Here is an 18,903-nt window from a genome sequence, read left to right on the forward strand (position 1 = left end):
TCTTCGGCGATTCTTCAATTCAATCGTATCGGCATCGTACTTGATATATATCAACTATTACAGAAATATGAAAAATAATTCTCAAAACATTTGCGGGAATGAAAATAAACCCCTACCTTTGCACTCGCTTTTCGGGAAACAATCAATAACACTTAGTTTTTGAGACGCAACGGAAGCCGGGCAGCCAACTCGGAAGAGGACGGGCCGCCAAAAAAAGAAAGAGTTCTTTGAAAGGATTACATAAGAGACAGAGAGTAGTACAAGAAAAGAAACGAGCCGTTCAATTTCTGTCCTATACATTATTTATATGGTGCACGGGCTGAGTCCTATACATTATTATATATAGTGAGCGGGATGAGTTGAAAAAGATAACAGGTTATCGGATCTCAATAAAACGAACGTTCCTGACTCGGACAGACTAATGTAGGCCTTCGGGTCTATAAAGATATTATACAATGGAGAGTTTGATCCTGGCTCAGGATGAACGCTAGCTACAGGCTTAACACATGCAAGTCGAGGGGTAACGACAGCGAAAGCTTGCTTTTGCTGGGCGACGACCGGCGAATGGGTGAGTAACGCGTATCCAACCTGCCGCAAAGTAGGGCACAGCCTTGCGAAAGTAAGATTAATGCCCTATGTGCTGTGATGATGACATCAGAATTGCAGTAAAGGTTCACCGCTTTGCGATGGGGATGCGTCTGATTAGGTTGTTGGCGGGGTAACGGCCCACCAAGCCCGCGATCAGTAGGGGTTCTGAGAGGAAGGTCCCCCACATTGGAACTGAGACACGGTCCAAACTCCTACGGGAGGCAGCAGTGAGGAATATTGGTCAATGGGCGAGAGCCTGAACCAGCCAAGTAGCGTGCGGGACGAAGGCCCTATGGGTTGTAAACCGCTTTTACGGGGGGATAAAGTGAGTGACGTGTCATTCATTGCAGGTACCCCGCGAATAAGGACCGGCTAATTCCGTGCCAGCAGCCGCGGTAATACGGAAGGTCCGGGCGTTATCCGGATTTATTGGGTTTAAAGGGAGCACAGGCCGGCTGTCAAGCGTGTTGTGAAATGTAGGCGCTCAACGCCTGACTTGCAGCGCGAACTGACGGTCTTGAGTGCGCGCAACGTTGGCGGAATTTGTCGTGTAGCGGTGAAATGCTTAGATATGACGAAGAACTCCGATTGCGAAGGCAGCTGACGGGAGCGTTACTGACGCTTAAGCTCGAAAGCGCGGGTATCGAACAGGATTAGATACCCTGGTAGTCCGCGCGGTAAACGATGGATGCCCGCTGTTTGCGTCTAACGTAAGCGGCCAAGTGAAAACGTTAAGCATCCCACCTGGGGAGTACGCCGGCAACGGTGAAACTCAAAGGAATTGACGGGGGCCCGCACAAGCGGAGGAACATGTGGTTTAATTCGATGATACGCGAGGAACCTTACCCGGGCTTGAATTGCTGAGGAAAGATCCAGAGATGGTGATGCCCTTCGGGGCCTCAGTGAAGGTGCTGCATGGTTGTCGTCAGCTCGTGCCGTGAGGTGTCGGCTTAAGTGCCATAACGAGCGCAACCCCTCTCTTCAGTTGCCATCAGGTCAAGCTGGGCACTCTGGAGACACTGCCACCGCAAGGTGTGAGGAAGGTGGGGATGACGTCAAATCAGCACGGCCCTTACGTCCGGGGCTACACACGTGTTACAATGGGGGGCACAGAGAGCGGGGTGCGCGCAAGCTTGCCCAAATCCTTAAATCCCCCCACAGTTCGGACTGGGGTCTGCAACCCGACCCCACGAAGCTGGATTCGCTAGTAATCGCGCATCAGCCATGGCGCGGTGAATACGTTCCCGGGCCTTGTACACACCGCCCGTCAAGCCATGAAAGCCGGGGGTGCCTGAAGTCCGTGACCGCAAGGGACGGCCTAGGGCAAAACTGGTAATTGGGGCTAAGTCGTAACAAGGTAGCCGTACCGGAAGGTGCGGCTGGAACACCTCCTTTCTGGAGAGGAGCGTTATGTTTGGTCCGACAGACGTTATCTTATAAGTTAAGGCAACCGGTCTTGCTTCTTGTACCTCTCACCCTCTGTCTTTTTTATGATATTAGCGAGAAAGAGGAAGCCGGGCTTTTTGTTGATGCCCAGGTCTTGGACAGAGCCATCCCGGAGTCGTAGAACAACAGTCCTATAGCTCAGTTGGTTAGAGCGCCACACTGATAATGTGGAGGTCGGCAGTTCAAGTCTGCCTGGGACTACATCCGAATTTCTCCTTTGAGATACCAAGGCCGTATACATATTTTTATATGTCGGAAGATGACAGTTATGATACGGACCTAGGTTACGGGGGATTAGCTCAGCTGGCTAGAGCACCTGCTTTGCAAGCAGGGGGTCAACGGTTCGAATCCGTTATTCTCCACGTTAGTGAGAATTTTAGGATAGGCGACGCAAGGAGCCAATCACTAAAAATTCTCCACGTTAGTGAGAATTTTAGGATAGGCGACGCAAGGAGCCAATCATAAAAATTCCACGTTGGGAATCATAAAAATCTCGGCAATGAGATTTGATGTTCTCAGAAGATCTTTGACATATTGATACAAGCGAAACTGTAGAAAGAACAATCAACAATGTTCATTTCTGTGGAAATCGTTCCAAGGTTGTCGGTTTTAATAACCGGGACTTTATGGAAATGACTTCTATAGACAAGACAGCTGAAAGTATGAGCTACATTCACTCTGTTATTCTTTCGAGGATGACAGATGAAAGCGACAAGAAAGTAATTAAGGGCGCATGGTGGATGCCTTGGCTCACGCAGGCGATGAAGGACGTGATAAGCTGCGATAAGCTGCGGTGAGGCGCAAATAGCCTTTGACCCGCGGATTTCCGAATGGGACAACCCGGGCGGTAGAAGACCGCTCATCGGCAACACTGGTTGCCGAAGCTAACCCTGGGAACTGAAACATCTTAGTACCAGGAGGAAAAGAAAATAAATTAATGATTCCCCCAGTAGTGGCGAGCGACCGGGGAAGAGCCTAAACCGGGAGGGTGGCAACGCTCCCCCGGGGTTGTAGGACTGAGCTGTGGTACGTCAGAGGTGAGCGGAACGGTCTGGAAAGTCCGGCCAGAGCGGGTGAGAGCCCCTTATGCGAAACCGACGGCGGCCTATCAGTATCCTGAGTAACGCGGGGCACGAGAAATCCTGCGCGAATCCGCCGGGACCATCCGGCAAGGCTAAATACTGGCGTGAGACCGATAGTGAACGAGTACCGTGAGGGAAAGGTGAAAAGCACTCCGAGCAGGAGAGTGAAAGAGTTCCTGAAACCATGTGCCTACAAGCGGTCGGAGCATAGATAATATGTGACGGCGTGCCTTTTGCATAATGAACCTACGAGTTGCCATGTCCGGCAAGGTTAAGTGTCTAAGACACCTAGCCGCAGTGAAGGCGAGCCTGAAGAGGGCGCAAGAGTCGGATGGGGCAGACGCGAAACCAAGTGATCTACACTTGCCCAGGATGAAGTCCGGGTAACACCGGATGGAGGTCCGCACGAATAAGCGTTGAAAAGCTTCTCGATGAGGTGAGTGTAGGAGTGAAAGGCCAATCAAACTTGGAGATAGCTCGTACTCCCCGAAATGCATTTAGGTGCAGCGTGCCGAGATAAGCGCGAGAGGTAGAGCGACCGATAGGACGCGAGGGCTTCACCGCCTGTCAAGTCCTGACGAACTCCGAATGCTTGCGCTCAGCATCGGTGCAGTAAGGGGGCGGGTGCTAAGGTCCGTCCCCGAGAGGAGAAGAATCCTGACCGCCGTCTAAGGCCCCGGAATACTGCCTGAGTTAGTCTAACGAAGTCTGGCCTCAGTGACAGCTAGGATGTTGGCTTGGAAGCAGCCATTCATTCAAAGAGTGCGTAACAGCTCACTAGTCGAGAGTCCGGGCATGGATAATAATCGGGTATAAGGCAGTTGCCGAAGACGCGGGATAGTAAACAATAAAAGTATCGGTAGGGGAGCATTCCATATCCGTCGAATGGTGTAAGCGATTTATCCTGGAGGATATGGAAAAGCAAATGTAGGTATAAGTAACGATAAAGGGGGTGAGAATCCCCCTCGCCGCAAGACCGAGGTTTCCCGGGCGATGCCAATCAGCCCGGGGTCAGTCGGGACCTAATGCTAAGCCGAACGGTGAGGCAGATGGCAGACACGGTTAATATTCCGTGACTTGCGGCCGGAGCGATGTGGAGACGCGGTAGTGACACCGTCGCGCACATACGGATTTGTGCGTTGAAGGCCGTAGGCAATGAGGGAAGCAGGCAAATCCACTTTCCGAGCTGAACGCCGAAAGTACGGGGACTTCTCCGGAAGTCCCTGACAGCACGGGTAATCAGACCGCCGGGAAAATCCGCTAAGCATATCTGGCCGCAACCCGTACCGCAAACGGACACACGTGGTCGGGTAGAACATACTGAGGCGTTGAGAGATTCATGGTTAAGGAACTAGGCAAACTGACCCTGTAACTTCGGGATAAAGGGTCCTCATAGCAATATGAGGCGCAGAGAATAGGTCCAGGCAACTGTTTAACAAAAACACAGGGCTGTGCGAACTCGAAAGATGAAGTATACAGCCTGACACCTGCCCGGTGCCGGAAGGTTAAGAGGAGATGTCACTCCGCACGGACGAAGCATTGAATTGAAGCCCCGGTAAACGGCGGCCGTAACTATAACGGTCCTAAGGTAGCGAAATTCCTTGTCGGGTAAGTTCCGACCTGCACGAATGGTGTAATGATCCGGACGCTGTCTCAACCATGAGCTCAGTGAAATTGTAGTATCGGTGAAGATGCCGATTACCCGCGATGGGACGAAAAGACCCCGTGAACCTTTACTACAGCTTAGCACTGACCTTGGTCATCCGATGTGTAGGATAGGCCGGAGGCTATGAAGGAGCCACGCCAGTGGTTTTGGAGCCATCCTTGAAATACGGCCCTTTGGCTGTCTGAGGTCTAACGCGCTGTGAGTGCGGACACTGCTTGGCGGGTAGTTTGACTGGGGTGGTCGCCTCCAAAAGTGTAACGGAGGCTTCCAAAGGTGCCCTCGGGCCGATTGGTAACCGGCCTCAAAGAGTGCAATGGCATAAGGGCGCTTGACTGGGAGGGAGACATCCCGAGCAGGCAGGAAACTGGGGCATAGTGATCCGGCGGACGTGTATGGAAACTCCGTCGCTCAAAGGATAAAAGGTACTCCGGGGATAACAGGCTGATCCCCCCCAAGAGCTCATATCGACGGGGTGGTTTGGCACCTCGATGTCGGCTCGTCACATCCTGGGGCTGGAGAAGGTCCCAAGGGTTTGGCTGTTCGCCAATTAAAGTGGCACGCGAGCTGGGTTCAGAACGTCGTGAGACAGTTCGGTCTCTATCTATCGTGGGCGCAGGAGTTTTGAGTGGTGCCGTCACTAGTACGAGAGGACCGTGACGGACAGACCTCCGGTCTACCGGTTGTGCCGCCAGGTGCACCGCCGGGTATCTGAGTCTGGTTTAGGATAAGCGCTGAAAGCATCTAAGCGCGAAGCCATCCGCGAGATTAGAACTCCTTTATAGGGTCGTCCGAGACGAGGACGTTGATAGGGCGCAGGTGTAAAGACGGTGACGTCAAAGCCGAGCGCTACTAATTGCCCGAAACTTTCAGTCATAAGGTCATACTTTGAGTTGTCTAACGGTTTCGCTTGTTAGATGTGTCACCCATACGCCTGTCGCTAAGTATAAGCGTTAAGGCGGTCGAAAAATATTGTCAGGTGGTTATTGTGGTGGGGTCCCACCTCTTCCCATTCCGAACAGAGAAGTTAAGCCCACTTACGCCGATGGTACTGCAATGCAATGCGGGAGAGTAGGAAGCCGCCTTTTTTCCAGGAAGCCCTGAGAGCAGCAATGCACTCGGGGCTTCTTTTTTGGTTGTTATAGGAGGGGATAGGAATTTATAGGGAGCTATAGGCAATCATAGGAAGCTATAGGAGCTATAGAAGCTATAGTGACTATAGGAACTATAGGAGCAATAGGAACTATAAGAAACGATAGAAAAATTAGGAGAGGATAGATTTGTCAGGGCATAGCAATAATAAATTCTTATTGGATACGTTATTATTGCGTATGCAGTGGACAGACAGAATCAGACAGGTTAAGATATTGCTTGTGTTAGCAGCGGTGATTATAGCCGTCGCCTCGCTTGTCGTGTCGCATGCTCTCACTAAGGACCTTGAGAATGAGGAACGGAACAAGATGGAAGTGTGGGCGCAAGCTATGCGGAGTCTTAATAATGCTGATGAGAATACAGACCTCTCGCTTGTGCTGAAAGTTCTTAATGAGAACAATACCATCCCTGTTATAGTGATGGACCGCAACTCCAATGTTACTGAGTTCCGTAATCTCGACATTAATGAGAAGAATTATGCTGACAGTCTGAAGGCAGCAGAGGAGATAGGAAAACGGTTGAAAGCGTCGGGCAGGGTGATTAGAATCAGTCTTGACCAGAATGATACATCATCCGATGTCGACGTTGCTACTTCTGATGTGGGCGATTCCTCCGCTGATAGTGGTGATACGACTTCTACAAGGGTGACTGACCCATCGAAGAGTAGCGACTATATAGATGTTGTATACGACGACTCGCTTATGTTGAAGCGTCTTGCTATCTATCCTTTCGTTCAATTAGGAGTTGTTATGCTCTTCGTCGTAGTGGCTATCTTCGCGCTGTTGACTTCAAAGAAGGCCGAACAGAACAAAGTTTGGGTGGGACTGTCTAAGGAAACAGCCCATCAGCTTGGAACCCCGATATCCTCCCTTATGGCTTGGATAGAAATTTTGAAGGAGAGTTATCCTGATGATACGCTTATTCCGGAGATGGACAAGGATGTTAAACGACTGCAGCTTATCGCTGACAGGTTCTCGAAGATTGGCTCTCTGCCCGAGCCGGTGCCGTCAAGTCTGAACGATGTCATGGACCATGTCATCGATTATATGGACCGCCGGACATCGAAGAAGGTCAAGATGGTGAAGGATTTTCCTGATCATGACATTATAGTAAAACTCAATGCCTCACTTTTTGAATGGGTGATAGAGAATCTCTCGAAGAATGCCGTCGACGCTATGGGCGGTGGACCTGGAATGATCACTCTTCATGTAGAGGAGACTGCTGATAAGGCTATCGTGGAGGTCAGCGATACTGGCAAGGGAATAAGGAAGAAAGACGTCGGTAACGTGTTCCGCCCAGGGTTCACCACGAAGAAACGAGGGTGGGGACTGGGACTCAGTCTCGCCAAGCGGATTGTGGAGGAGTATCATAAAGGAAAGATATTCGTCAAGAGCTCTGAGGTCGACCGCGGCGATGGCTCCACACATGGAACGACGTTCCGTATAGAGCTGAAGAAAAGCTTGTGACGACGGCGCGTCCGACGTTGAAAAGTGAAAATAATATTTTTTTTGATTTTAAGTTGCTGATTATCAGAAATAATTTGTAACTTTGCAACCCGATTATGGACTTGGAAACCTTGAAGTTGGATTTAAATGGTCTTAATGACGGACTTACAAGCCTGTCTTTTGACCTTGACGACAGTTTCTTTGATGCTGTCGAGGCTCCGGAAGTGTCGAAGGGAAAGGTACATGTCGATATTGACATTGTACGCACCGACGGCGACTTTTTCTCCCTGGCTTTCAGAGGTAATGGCATGGTCATCGTACCTTGCGACCGTTGCCTTGAGGACATGGAGCAACCGATAGAGTTTGAGCAGCGTCTCAATGCCAAGTTCGGTAGGGAATACTCAGAAGATGACGACCTCGTGACGGTGGCCGAGGACGAAGGAATACTCGATGTTGCGTGGTTCATCTATGAGTTCATCGACCTTGCGATTCCTATCAGGCATGTGCATGCACCTGGAAAATGCGACCCTGCCATGATACGGGCTCTTGAAGAGCACTCTGCCGCCCGAAGCGGTGAGGATAGCAAGCCATCGGTGGACCCACGCTGGGCAGCCCTCAGTAATTTAAAGATTGACGATTAAAAATTAAAAATTTAAAGAAACAATGGCACATCCTAAAAGAAGACAGTCAAAGACTCGTACACTTAAAAGAAGAACTCATGATAAGGCAGTAGCACCTACACTGGCAGTATGCCCTAACTGCGGCGCTTACTACGTTTATCACACAGTATGTCCGACATGCGGCTACTATCGTGGAAAGGTCGCTATCGTCAAGGAGACAGCTGAATAATTCACAGTGCAATGGGTAAAATCAATGCCATAATCACGGGTATCGGCGGTTATGTTCCCGACTATATCCTCACCAACGAGGAGTTGTCGCGTATGGTCGATACCAGTGATGAATGGATAACAACCCGTGTCGGCATCAAGGAGCGTCGCATCCTCACCGAGGAAGGCTTGGGCACCAGTTATATGGCGCGCAAGGCAGCGAAGCAACTGATACAGAAGACGGGCGTTGATCCGGATACCATTGATGCGCTTATTGTCACAACCACTACGCCGGACTACAAGTTCCCTTCAACGGCAAGTATCGTTGTAGGTAAACTTGGCTTGAAGAACGCTTTCGCTTTCGACTTTGAGGCTGCTTGCTGCGGATTCCTCTATACCCTCGACGTTGCCGCGTCGATGATTCAGAGTGGCCGTTACAAGAAGATCATTGTTATAGGAGCTGATAAGATGTCATCGCTCGTCGACTATACTGACCGCGCTACGTGCGTGCTCTTTGGCGACGGAGCCGGAGCTGTACTCGTAGAGGCTACCGAGGAGCAGAACATCGGTGTGCAGGACTCTTATCTCCGCACCGACGGAAGCGGTCTGCCGTTCCTTCACATGAAAGCCGGCGGATCAGTGTGCCCGCCATCACATTTCACGGTCGACCACCGTCTGCACTTCCTCTATCAGGAGGGTAGAACGGTCTTCCGCTATGCTGTTACTTATATGAGCAACGATGTGATGGAGATCATGAAGCGCAACAATCTCAGTGCTGAGAATATCGACTGGGTTATTCCTCACGAGGCAAACAGACGCATTATTGAGGCTGTAGCCAAGCGTGCGGAGCTTCCTCTTGACAAGGTCCTCATCAATATTGACCACTACGGCAACACGAGTGCTGCTACCATTCCATTGGCAATATGGGATAATGAGTCGCGTCTGAAGAAGGGCGACAACATCATCTTCACAGCGTTCGGTGCCGGTTTCGTCCATGGAGCTTCATTCTACAAATGGGCTTACGACGGCGACAAGGTGGCAGGGGCCAAATAATGAATACACTCTCTTACGATAATTAATTAAAAACGCATCTTTCGGTATTATATGGAGAGATGCGTTTTTTGTTTTTAAAACAATGTTCAAAGCAGGATTTGTAAATATAGTAGGCAATCCGAATGTCGGTAAGAGTACGCTGATGAATCAACTCGTCGGCGAGAAGATTTCCATTGCCACGTTCAAGGCCCAGACCACGCGCCATCGTATCATGGGTATCGTCAATGAGGCTGACTGCCAGATAGTATTCTCCGACACTCCCGGCGTTCTCAAGCCTAACTACAAGATGCAGGAGATGATGCTTCAGTTCTCTGAAAGTGCGCTTGCCGATGCTGACGTCCTCCTTTATGTTACCGATGTTGTAGAGAATCCCGAGAAGAACAAGGATTTTCTCGACCGTGTCAGTAAGATGACCATACCGGTCATTCTGCTTATCAACAAGATTGACGAACTCACGGGCAGTGATGCCAACAAACGCCTTGGTGCCCTCGTCGAGAAGTGGCATGCGCTGTTGCCCAATGCGGAGATCCTTCCCATCTCGGCCTCGAATAAGTTCGGTGTTGACATCCTGATGAAGCGCATAAAGGAACTTCTGCCTGAGAATCCGGCATATTTCGACAAGGACCAGCTCACCGACAAACCGGCGAAGTTCTTCGTCTCGGAGATTATCCGTGAGAAGATACTGCGCTATTATGACAAGGAGATACCTTATTCGGTTGAGGTCGTCGTCGAAAGGTTCAAGGAGAACGAGAGTGTCATACATATCAACGCTGTCATCTATGTCGAGCGCGACTCCCAGAAGGGAATCATCATCGGACATCAGGGACAGGCACTGAAGAAGGTGTCGATGGAGGCGCGGAAGAGCCTCGAACTGTTCTTCGGCAAGAAGATATTCCTCGAGACCTTCGTAAAAGTCGACAAGGACTGGCGCAACAACCAGCGTGAGCTGCGCAACTTCGGTTACGATCCCGAGTAGCTGCCGGCTCACAAACAAGAAACGTGATAAATAATTTGGCTCTAACTGTATGCAGAGCATACTCTCCGTCATGGAGGGCCGAAGAATGTTAAACTTCAGAAATCAAACAAATGGCAAATTTAGTAGCTATTGTAGGCCGTCCTAATGTGGGCAAGTCTACACTTTTCAATCGTCTGACACAGAGCCGCCGTGCCATTGTCAGCGATACCGCGGGTACCACCCGCGACCGTCAGTATGGCAAGTGCTCATGGAACGGCCGTGAATTCTCAGTCGTCGATACCGGCGGATGGGTAGTAAAGTCGGACGATATCTTTGAGGATGCCATCCGCCAGCAGGTGCGTGTGGCCACCGACGAGGCCGACCTTATCCTTTTCCTCGTCGACAACGAGACGGGCATCACCGACTGGGACGAGGACGTGGCAAAGATTCTGCGCCGCACAAAGCTTCCCGTTATCCTCGTGGCAAACAAAGTTGACAACAGCGGCGAGAGCTACAGCGCAGCCGAGTTCTATGGTCTCGGCCTTGGCGATCCACAGTGCATCAGCGCTGCTACGGGCGGAGGCACCGGCGACCTGCTCGACCTTATCCTCACTAAACTCAAGGATATTCCGGAGGAAAGCCTCGAGGAGGACATTCCCCGCTTTGCTGTCGTAGGCCGTCCTAATGCCGGTAAGTCGAGCATCATCAACGCCTTTATTGGCGAGGACCGCAACATCGTCACTGAGATTGCTGGCACAACCCGCGACAGTATCTACACCCGTTATACGAAATTCGGATTCGACTTCTATCTCGTCGATACCGCCGGTATCCGCCGTAAGAACAAGGTCACCGAGGACCTGGAGTTCTACAGTGTCATGCGTTCCATCCGCGCCATTGAGAACAGCGACGTGTGCATACTCATGATTGATGCCACCCGCGGTATAGAGGCTCAGGACATGAATATCTTCCAGCTTATACAGAAGAACAACAAGAGTCTTGTCGTCGTCGTGAATAAGTGGGACCTTGTTCAGGACAAGAGCCAGAAAGCCATCGATACGTTCAAGAATGCCATCTACAACCGTATGGCACCATTTACCGACTTCCCGATTATCTTTGCATCGGCGATAACCAAGCAGCGCATCTTTAAGGTTCTCGAGACCGCCAAGCAGGTATATCTCAACCGCAAGATGCATATCGGAACGACGAAACTCAACTCCGTCATGCTGCCGATCATCGAGGCTACACCGCCACAGTCGGTAAAGGGAAAGTTCATAAAGATAAAATACTGCTCGCAGCTGCCGAACACACAGATACCGTCGTTTGTGTTCTATGCCAACCTGCCGCAGTATATCAAGGAGCAGTACCGCCGTTTCCTTGAGAACAAAATTCGTGAGAACTGGTCGCTCCACGGCTGTCCCATCAACGTCTTCATCCGTCAGAAATGATTGGCAGTCAGAAGATTATTAGTATGCGTAAGATATTGCTATCGTTCGTTGTCGTCCTTGCTTTGGCCGGATGCGGAAAGAGCAAGCCGGTCTCTCATGAGGGGGAGATAGCCGGGAAAGCTGCTGCCCAGTACTACAGCTACCTCCAGCATGGCAACATCAAGGCTTTCGTCGACGGCACATACTTCTCGAAACCGATACCTAAGTCGTATCGTGCTCTGCTCGAGAAGAACGCTACGACGTTTGCCGGCGAACAGGACAGTCTGCACAAGGGCATCAAGACGGTGAAGGTCAGTCGTGCCGACGTGATGAAGAACGACACTACCCTTGCCGCTGTCTATCTCCAGCTGGCGTTTGGCGATAACACGAGTGAGGAAGTTCTTGTGCCAATGATCAAGCGCAAGGGCGTGTGGTATATGAAGTAATCGCCTTTGTCGGTGATACAAAACAAAAAAGGATGACTTTTCGGTGAATAATCATCGGGAGGTCATCCTTATTTTTTTTAGATTCAGATTTATCGAATAATCGTAGCGTCACAGATTACCTTACAGCCCGGAAAGGACAACTCATCAATAATCCGATACTGAAATATCTTTACACCATTCCCAAACATGCCATTTGGGCTTCCCAAACGGCCCGTTTCAGCTTGCGAAACGGGCCGTTTTGCGTCCTAAAACGGGCCGTTTTAGAACGCAAAATGGCATGTATTAATAACCCGCTGATAATCAATGCGGTACAAAGACGATGCAAAAGATGGAATAATATGAATTATTTTAACATCTTGTTGCCGGTATCTCTTGTTGTTCCATGACTCTTCTAAATGAAAAGAACCATAGCATCTGCACCATGGCATGTAATGAGCATCCGCCGGAGGCAACCAATGTAACCATCATGCCATGTCATTAAAAATCTGAATGATAGAGCCCTATGCCTGTGGTTATTTGCTCATCACGGCATCGAAACGTCACGGGCTACGGCCTGCTGCCAGCGGTTATTTCCTCATCACGGCATCGAAGTCGGTATTGTTGTTGACGATACGCTTTGACGGCTTGAACTTTGGACTGATGAGGTCGCGCTCCGCCCGGTAGTAGATGGTCTTGAGCCCAGCGAGGTCGAAGAGCAGGTGACAGGTATTGTCGGTCATGAACGGGCGGTTGAGCGATGCCTTGATGCGGCGGACGATATCGGGATGCAGAGCCTTGTATTTGTCGGAGCACCAGATGACGAACGGCACTTCAAACTGATATTTCAGCCAGTTCTTTTCTTGTCCCGTAGCAGCCTCCACACGGCCTTTGGAGTCGCGGTAGTCGTATATCTCCTCGCCATGGTCGGAGAAATAAACCACCACTGTGTTCTCGTTGCGGTAGAGATTGATAATGTGGTTAATGACGTAGTCGTTATAGTATGTGGCGTTGTCGTAATTGGCAATGTCCTGCTTTTTGCTCTCGGTCATATAAGGCTCATTGTTGCGTATGTCCTTGGCCGAGAAACGAGAGAATTGACCATGGGGATAACGTTCTGAGGCATCTACATGCTGACCCCAGAGGTGGAAAATGTCAAAGACATATTTGCCATCCTTTTTCTTTCCGCTTCTTTCAAAGTCGGAGATAAGTTGGTCGTCATACGGGAAACCTTCCGGGGCAGCTTCGCTATAAGAGATTTGGCATAGTCTCTTGTCAAAGAGAAATGAGTTCATAGAGAAGTCCCATGTTCCTTGAGATTTCGTTACCCTTTGGTTGTCCCAATAGTTGATAGTGTATCCGGATCGCTTGAAGCATGTGGGAAAGAATGGCGATTTGTACCATTTTTCTCCTTCTGCAATAGAATTGCAGCAGAATAAATTCTTTAATACCGGAGAAGTACCATTAAATGGTGAAACGACATTGTTGAATACAAAAAGATTTCCGTTATCTTCCTCCAGTTTGAGATTGGGCGTAGTAGGTAGACCATAACCATAAACTTGAGAGTGGCTCTTGATGTACGATTCGCCAATTATTAATATAATGTGAAGAGAATCTTTCTCAGTAATAGAGCCCCCTTTTTCAGCTTCAGCAACCTTTATGGCATAGTTCATTTCGTTATTTGTAGTTCTAATGGCATTTAATGAATATATGGTTGCTGTCAGAGCGTCAAAGGGGAAAATGTCTCCTATCTGACAATCATCAACGGTCTTACTTTTGAAAATCTGGTAATAAACGTTGAAGTGATAGAATCCGACGGCGGATGATAACAAGATTATTGCAGATAATATGCTAAAACATATGGCGTTTTTAATTTGTAAAAAATTCTTCTTCTTCTCAATATATATGATCATGGAAATGGTGATGGCAAGGATAAAAAGTGATATTAATCCTTTGCCACGTAGTAGGAACGTAGATAAGAATTCGGAAGCTTCTGTATAATTGGTCTCTCCTATTAGGGTTATTATCTGCGGAGAGATTATCTTGTGAAATACTAACCATAAGAAAATGTTCAATCCGAATAGCATGCAGCCTATTGCTAAAAATAATACCTTCACCCATTTCTTGTGGGAATAGTACACTATACATGTGAATAGATAGCTTATTGCCATGGCACGACAGAGGTGGGTGTAAACAATGGTGTCCATGGCTCCGGCTGAAGACAATCCTCCGATGAGGAATTTTATTGGAGACAAGGATATTAGCAGGAAGAACAGAACGAGGAAAGGTAGCTCATTCTTAATGGGGGGGTAAGCAGAGAAATGGCTTTAGTGAAGAAAATCTTTAATTTCGACATGTATAATGAATGATTAATATTTCCGCGATATTATATTGTTTTGCACCGGAGTCGGGGGATGGCTCCCGATTTTAAGGTGCTTTGGATGTGCTGAAAGCCAATGCCGTCATGGCTATTTGTAAAGATATTGTTTAGCAACCCTAAATGACTGCTTTAGGACCATGAAAGAACTTGTTTGCGTTCCTCCATTGCCATAACTCGGACGTTTGAGTTCGGGAATCGCTGTGCCAACGTGTTGGCTCAGTCTGGTAAGACTTGGGGTGTGGAGTCTTGATCTATTCCCTGTTCTCGCCAGCGATTCACGTGCTACTCCTTACGCTCACCCTCAAGTTCCACCTCCTTAACCTTCTTGAACAGGTCGGAGGCGAATACGAGGTCGTTGAGCTTCTTGTTGTGCGACGAGATGACAGTGTCCTTATTGCCCTGCCATTCCTTTCGCCCGTCGGCAATGAAGATGATATTCTCGCCGATGCCCATGACCGAATTCATGTCGTGGGTATTTATTATTGTCGTTGTGTTGTACTCTTTTGTTATTCCCGAGAGCAGATCGTCGATAACGAGTGATGTCTTTGGGTCGAGGCCGGAGTTCGGCTCGTCGCAGAAGAGATACTTCGGGTTCATGACGACGGCGCGGGCTATGGCCACACGTTTCTGCATACCGCCCGAAATCTCACCGGGGTATTTGCTCTCGGCACCTTTCAAGTTGACCCTTTCGAGGCATTCCATCGCTCTTGTGTTGCGCTCGCGGTAGGTCATATTCGAGAACATATCGAGTGGGAACCTTACGTTCTCCAATACCGTCAGTGAGTCGAACAGGGCCGCTCCCTGGAAGATCATTCCCATCTCGCGGCGCATCATTATCTGCTCCTTTTTCGACATGCCGTAGAAGTTGCGGCCATCGTAGAGCACATCGCCCTTAGTTGGCGTGAGCAGTCCCACGAGTGTCCGCATGAGCACGGTCTTTCCCGCTCCGCTCTGTCCGATGATGAGATTGGTCTTTCCGTCCTCGAAGACGGTGCTGATATCGTGGAGCACCTCTTTGTCGTCGAAACTCTTATATATGTGTTTTGCTTCAATCATTATGATAATAGTTGTGTTAGGAATACATCGGAGAACAGAATCAGAACGCTGGAGCATACCACAGCATCGGTGGAGGCCTTGCCCACCTCTACTGAGCCGCCCTTGACGGTGTAGCCCATGAACGACGAAACGCTTGCGATGATGAACGCGAAGAAGAGGCTCTTTATGATGCTCATATACATGAACCACGGATTGAAGTCGTGCTGGATGCCGGCAGTGAGGTCCTCGACGCTGATGATGTGGGCCAGGAATGATGTAGCGTAGGCTCCCAAAATGCCCGTGGCACTGGAGAAGATGACAAGGAACGGCATGATGGTCATCAGTCCCGCAATCTTTGGCAGGATGAGATAACTTGCCGAGTTGACTCCCATAATCTCCAGAGCATCAATCTGTTGGGTGACGCGCATCGTGCCGAGCTCGGAGGCAATGTTCGATCCTACTTTTCCCGAAAGGATGAGGCACATGATGGAACTGGAGAACTCTAAGAGCATTATCTCTCTCGTGACGTATCCCGACACCCAATGCGGCATCCACGGACTCTGGATGTTCAGTTTTATCTGTATGCAAATTACCGCTCCAATGAAGAACGATATCAGCAGGACGATGCCTATGGAGTCGACTCCGAGCTGCGACATCTCCTTAATGTATTTCTTGCCGAACATTCTCATCCGCTCCGGGCGTGAGAATGTCCTGCCCATGAGCTGCAGGTATTTGCCGAATGTTGTCAGCCATTTGAATATTAGCATGCTGTCGTATTGTTATTTAACAGTTTGCAAAATTACGCAAAATCCTATAAAAAACTGCATATAACCAAATAGTTTTTCAAAAGTTGGCTGATATTAAAGTTAATTTTGCTAATTTTGCACCACAAAGAAACGATTATGAGCGAAAAAGACAATGTAGTGGTGCATCCCCTTGAGGATGTCGCACCCCGTGAGGGCCAGCCGGCCGCTGACGACTCTGCTGCCGGTGTCCAGCATAGTATTCTGCGCACCGAGGGCCTTGTTAAGCGTTATGGCAAGCGCACCGTCGTCAACGGTGTGAGCATCAATGTGCGTCAAGGCGAGATTGTGGGCCTTCTCGGTCCTAACGGAGCCGGTAAGACGACGAGTTTCTATATGACCACCGGCCTTATCGTGCCCAACGACGGTCACGTCTTCATCAACGACACCGAGATAACGAAGTTCCCTGTCTATAAGCGGGCGAGGGTAGGTATCGGCTATCTGCCCCAGGAGGCGAGCGTATTCCGCAAGATGAGCGTCGAGGACAATATCATGTCGGTCCTGGAAATGACGAAACTTAACCGCCAGCAGCGTATCGACAAGATGGAGAGCCTCATCAAGGAGTTTCGCCTGGAGAAAGTCCGCAAGAACAAGGGCGACCGCCTGTCGGGTGGTGAGCGCCGCCGTACGGAGATAGCGCGCTGTCTGGCCATCGACCCAAAGTTCATCATGCTCGACGAGCCGTTTGCCGGTGTCGACCCTATCGCTGTGGAGGACATCCAGCATATCGTCTGGCAGCTGAAGTTCCGCAATATCGGCATTCTCATCACCGACCATAATGTCCACGAAACCCTGAATATCACCGACCGCGCTTACCTCCTCTTTGAGGGTCGCATACTCTTCAAGGGCACTCCAGAGGAACTTGCCGCCAACAAGACCGTGCGCGAGAAGTATCTCGGATCCGACTTCGTGCTCCAGAAGAAGGACTTCCAGCTCCTCGACGAGCGTCGCCGGGCTCAACAGAAGGCTGAGGACGAGGGTTAAAAAAATAAATTTTCTCCTTATATCTTAGGTTGTTACGCAAATTTTGAGTAACTTTGCGGCTCGATTGGGCGTATCTTGCAATGCCCCTCGGATTCTACTAAGTAATTTTTTTGAAAATAATAAACATAAATAAAGAATAATCCAGAAATGCAAATTTCATTCGAAAATCCCGACAAGGTCAATGGCCTTCTGACCATTACCGTCGAAGAGAACGACTTCAAGGATGATGTCGAGAAGACACTCAAAGACTATCGCAAGCGTGCTAACGTCCCAGGATTCCGTCCCGGACAGGTGCCTATGGGCATGATTAAGCGTCAGTTTGGCACTCAGGTCAAGGTTGATGTCATCAACAAGCTCCTCGGTGAGAATCTTGACAAGTATATCACCGACAACAAGATCAATATGCTTGGTCAGCCCCTGCCTCACGAGGGTCAGGCGCCTGTCGACCTCGAGAAGGCAGCACCTTATACATTCCAGTTCGACATTGCTGTCGCACCGGAGTTCGAAGCTAAGCTCTCAGGCCGCGACAAGGTGGCATACTATGATATCAAGGTCGACGACGACCTTATCGACAAGCAGGTTGACATGTTCGCAAGCCGTGCCGGCAGCTATGCCAAGGCCGATGTTTACGATCCTGAGCAGCGCGACGTGCTGAAGGGCGACCTCCGCGAGCTTGACGCTAACGGCAACACTCTCGAGGGTGGTATCACCCTGAGCGACGAGTCGCTGATGCCTGTTTACTTCGACGACGAGGCGGAGAAGGAAAAGTTTGCTAACGCAAAGCCGGGCGATATCATCACTTTCAACCCGACAGCAGCCTACAAGGGTAAGGATACCAGCATCGCTGCCCTCCTGAAGTGCGACCGCGACAAGGTTGGTGAGCACAAGGGTGACTTCACTTTCCAGGTGACAGAGGTGTCGCGTTTCGTCAAGCACGAGGTCAACGCTGAGCTCTGGGAAGGCATCTACGGCAAGGACAGCGGCATCAAGGACGAGAAGGGCTTCCGTGAGGCCATCGCTAAGGGCCTTGCTGAGCAGCTCAAGGGCGATTCCGACTTTAAGTTCCTTCAGGACGTCCGTGCTCACGTGCTCAAGAAGATTGGTAAGGTGCAGTACCCTGACGAGCTCCTCAAGCGTATCCTTCTTGCAAACAACTCGAAGAACCTCAAGACTGAAGAGGACAAGAAGAAGTTCATCGACAACAACTATGCCGGCAGTCTCGAGACTCTGACATGGGATCTGGCTAAGAACCAGTTGGCTGAGGCTCAGAAGATTAAGGTCGATACTCCTGACATCAAGGAAGCAGCTGCTGAGATGGCTCGCATGCAGTTCGCTCAGTATGGCATGACAAATATTCCTGATGAGTATGTCGCTAAGTATGCCGAAGAGCTGCTCAAGAAGCCTGAAACAGTACAGCAGATGGCTGACCGCGCCCTCGACACCAAGCTCACCGCAGCACTGAAGGATGTCGTCAAACTCGACCACAAGGAGATCTCCCTCGACGACTTCAACAAGATGCTTGAGGAAGGAAACAAATAATTTTTCGAAAAAATATCCTTTTTATATAGAGGTTATCGAGTTTTTTTCTTATCTTTGTGTTGAGTTATGCAATAAGGCCAATAATTTTGGCACACACTTTGCATA

The 18,903-nt window shown here is 49.6% G+C and carries 12 protein-coding genes, 2 tRNA genes and 3 rRNA genes; 14 read left to right on the forward strand and 3 right to left on the reverse strand.

All coding sequences use genetic code 11. The features are described from left to right. The first annotated feature begins 452 nt into the window (after nucleotides 1-452). The 12 genes from LDN30_RS02905 to LDN30_RS02960 all read left to right on the forward strand — a co-directional run bounded on the left by LDN30_RS02905 (nucleotide 453) and on the right by LDN30_RS02960 (nucleotide 12,081). Nucleotides 453-1,983 (forward strand): 16S ribosomal RNA (locus LDN30_RS02905). A 178-nt stretch (nucleotides 1,984-2,161) separates the two neighbouring features. Continuing rightward, nucleotides 2,162-2,235 (forward strand) — tRNA-Ile (locus tag LDN30_RS02910). 87 nt (nucleotides 2,236-2,322) lie between these two features. Beyond that, nucleotides 2,323-2,396, forward strand: a tRNA-Ala gene (locus LDN30_RS02915). Between the two features lie 351 nt (nucleotides 2,397-2,747). Further along, nucleotides 2,748-5,654, forward strand: a 23S ribosomal RNA gene (locus LDN30_RS02920). A gap of 100 nt (nucleotides 5,655-5,754) precedes the next feature. Further along, nucleotides 5,755-5,867 (forward strand): 5S ribosomal RNA (gene rrf / locus LDN30_RS02925). The 16S, 23S and 5S rRNA genes sit together here with 2 tRNA genes alongside, the layout of an rRNA operon. Before the next feature lie 243 nt (nucleotides 5,868-6,110). Beyond that, entirely contained in the window at nucleotides 6,111-7,397 is a 1,287-nt protein-coding gene (locus LDN30_RS02930; protein ID WP_223928687.1) for a sensor histidine kinase, read from the forward strand. A 95-nt stretch (nucleotides 7,398-7,492) separates the two neighbouring features. Next, entirely contained in the window at nucleotides 7,493-8,017 is a 525-nt protein-coding gene (locus LDN30_RS02935) for a YceD family protein (protein ID WP_223925242.1), read from the forward strand. Between the two features lie 22 nt (nucleotides 8,018-8,039). Then, nucleotides 8,040-8,225, forward strand: a complete 186-nt coding sequence (rpmF, locus tag LDN30_RS02940) for a 50S ribosomal protein L32 (protein ID WP_021991536.1) — start codon at nucleotides 8,040-8,042, stop codon at nucleotides 8,223-8,225. A gap of 11 nt (nucleotides 8,226-8,236) precedes the next feature. Further along, complete coding sequence (locus LDN30_RS02945) at nucleotides 8,237-9,256, forward strand: beta-ketoacyl-ACP synthase III (protein ID WP_223925245.1); 1,020 nt, start codon at nucleotides 8,237-8,239, stop codon at nucleotides 9,254-9,256. A gap of 82 nt (nucleotides 9,257-9,338) precedes the next feature. Further along, nucleotides 9,339-10,232: a GTPase Era gene (gene era, locus LDN30_RS02950; protein ID WP_223928688.1), complete on the forward strand. Its 894-nt coding sequence runs from the start codon at nucleotides 9,339-9,341 to the stop codon at nucleotides 10,230-10,232. Between the two features lie 110 nt (nucleotides 10,233-10,342). Next, a complete protein-coding gene (gene der, locus LDN30_RS02955; RefSeq protein ID WP_223925249.1) occupies nucleotides 10,343-11,656 on the forward strand; it encodes a ribosome biogenesis GTPase Der in 1,314 nt (437 codons plus the stop codon). 23 nt (nucleotides 11,657-11,679) lie between these two features. Continuing rightward, on the forward strand, nucleotides 11,680-12,081 hold the full coding sequence (locus LDN30_RS02960; RefSeq protein ID WP_223928689.1) for a hypothetical protein: 402 nt from the start codon (nucleotides 11,680-11,682) through the stop codon (nucleotides 12,079-12,081). Nucleotides 12,082-12,647: 566 nt separating this feature from the next. Here LDN30_RS02960 and LDN30_RS02965 read toward each other — a convergent pair. From LDN30_RS02965 to LDN30_RS02975, 3 genes are all read right to left on the reverse strand, one after another. Continuing rightward, a complete protein-coding gene (locus LDN30_RS02965; RefSeq protein WP_306421514.1) occupies nucleotides 12,648-14,264 on the reverse strand; it encodes a phosphoethanolamine transferase in 1,617 nt (538 codons plus the stop codon). Nucleotides 14,265-14,719: 455 nt separating this feature from the next. Next, nucleotides 14,720-15,493, reverse strand: coding sequence for an ABC transporter ATP-binding protein (locus tag LDN30_RS02970; RefSeq protein WP_223928691.1), 774 nt, complete (start codon nucleotides 15,491-15,493; stop codon nucleotides 14,720-14,722). After that, on the reverse strand, nucleotides 15,493-16,239 hold the full coding sequence (locus LDN30_RS02975; RefSeq protein WP_223928692.1) for an MlaE family ABC transporter permease: 747 nt from the start codon (nucleotides 16,237-16,239) through the stop codon (nucleotides 15,493-15,495). The genes LDN30_RS02970 and LDN30_RS02975 overlap by 1 nt, the downstream gene beginning before the upstream one ends. 135 nt (nucleotides 16,240-16,374) lie before the next feature. On the opposite strand from LDN30_RS02975, the gene lptB reads away from it, so the two are divergent. Together lptB and tig are read left to right on the forward strand one after the other, a co-directional pair. Beyond that, a complete protein-coding gene (lptB, locus tag LDN30_RS02980; RefSeq protein WP_223928693.1) occupies nucleotides 16,375-17,259 on the forward strand; it encodes an LPS export ABC transporter ATP-binding protein in 885 nt (294 codons plus the stop codon). Nucleotides 17,260-17,406: 147 nt separating this feature from the next. After that, nucleotides 17,407-18,798, forward strand: a complete 1,392-nt coding sequence (tig, locus tag LDN30_RS02985; protein ID WP_223928694.1) for a trigger factor — start codon at nucleotides 17,407-17,409, stop codon at nucleotides 18,796-18,798. Nucleotides 18,799-18,903 lie beyond the last annotated feature (105 nt).

Origin of the sequence: Prevotella lacticifex, from assembly GCF_019973375.1 — a bacterium.
Lineage (GTDB): Bacteria > Bacteroidota > Bacteroidia > Bacteroidales > Bacteroidaceae > Prevotella > Prevotella lacticifex.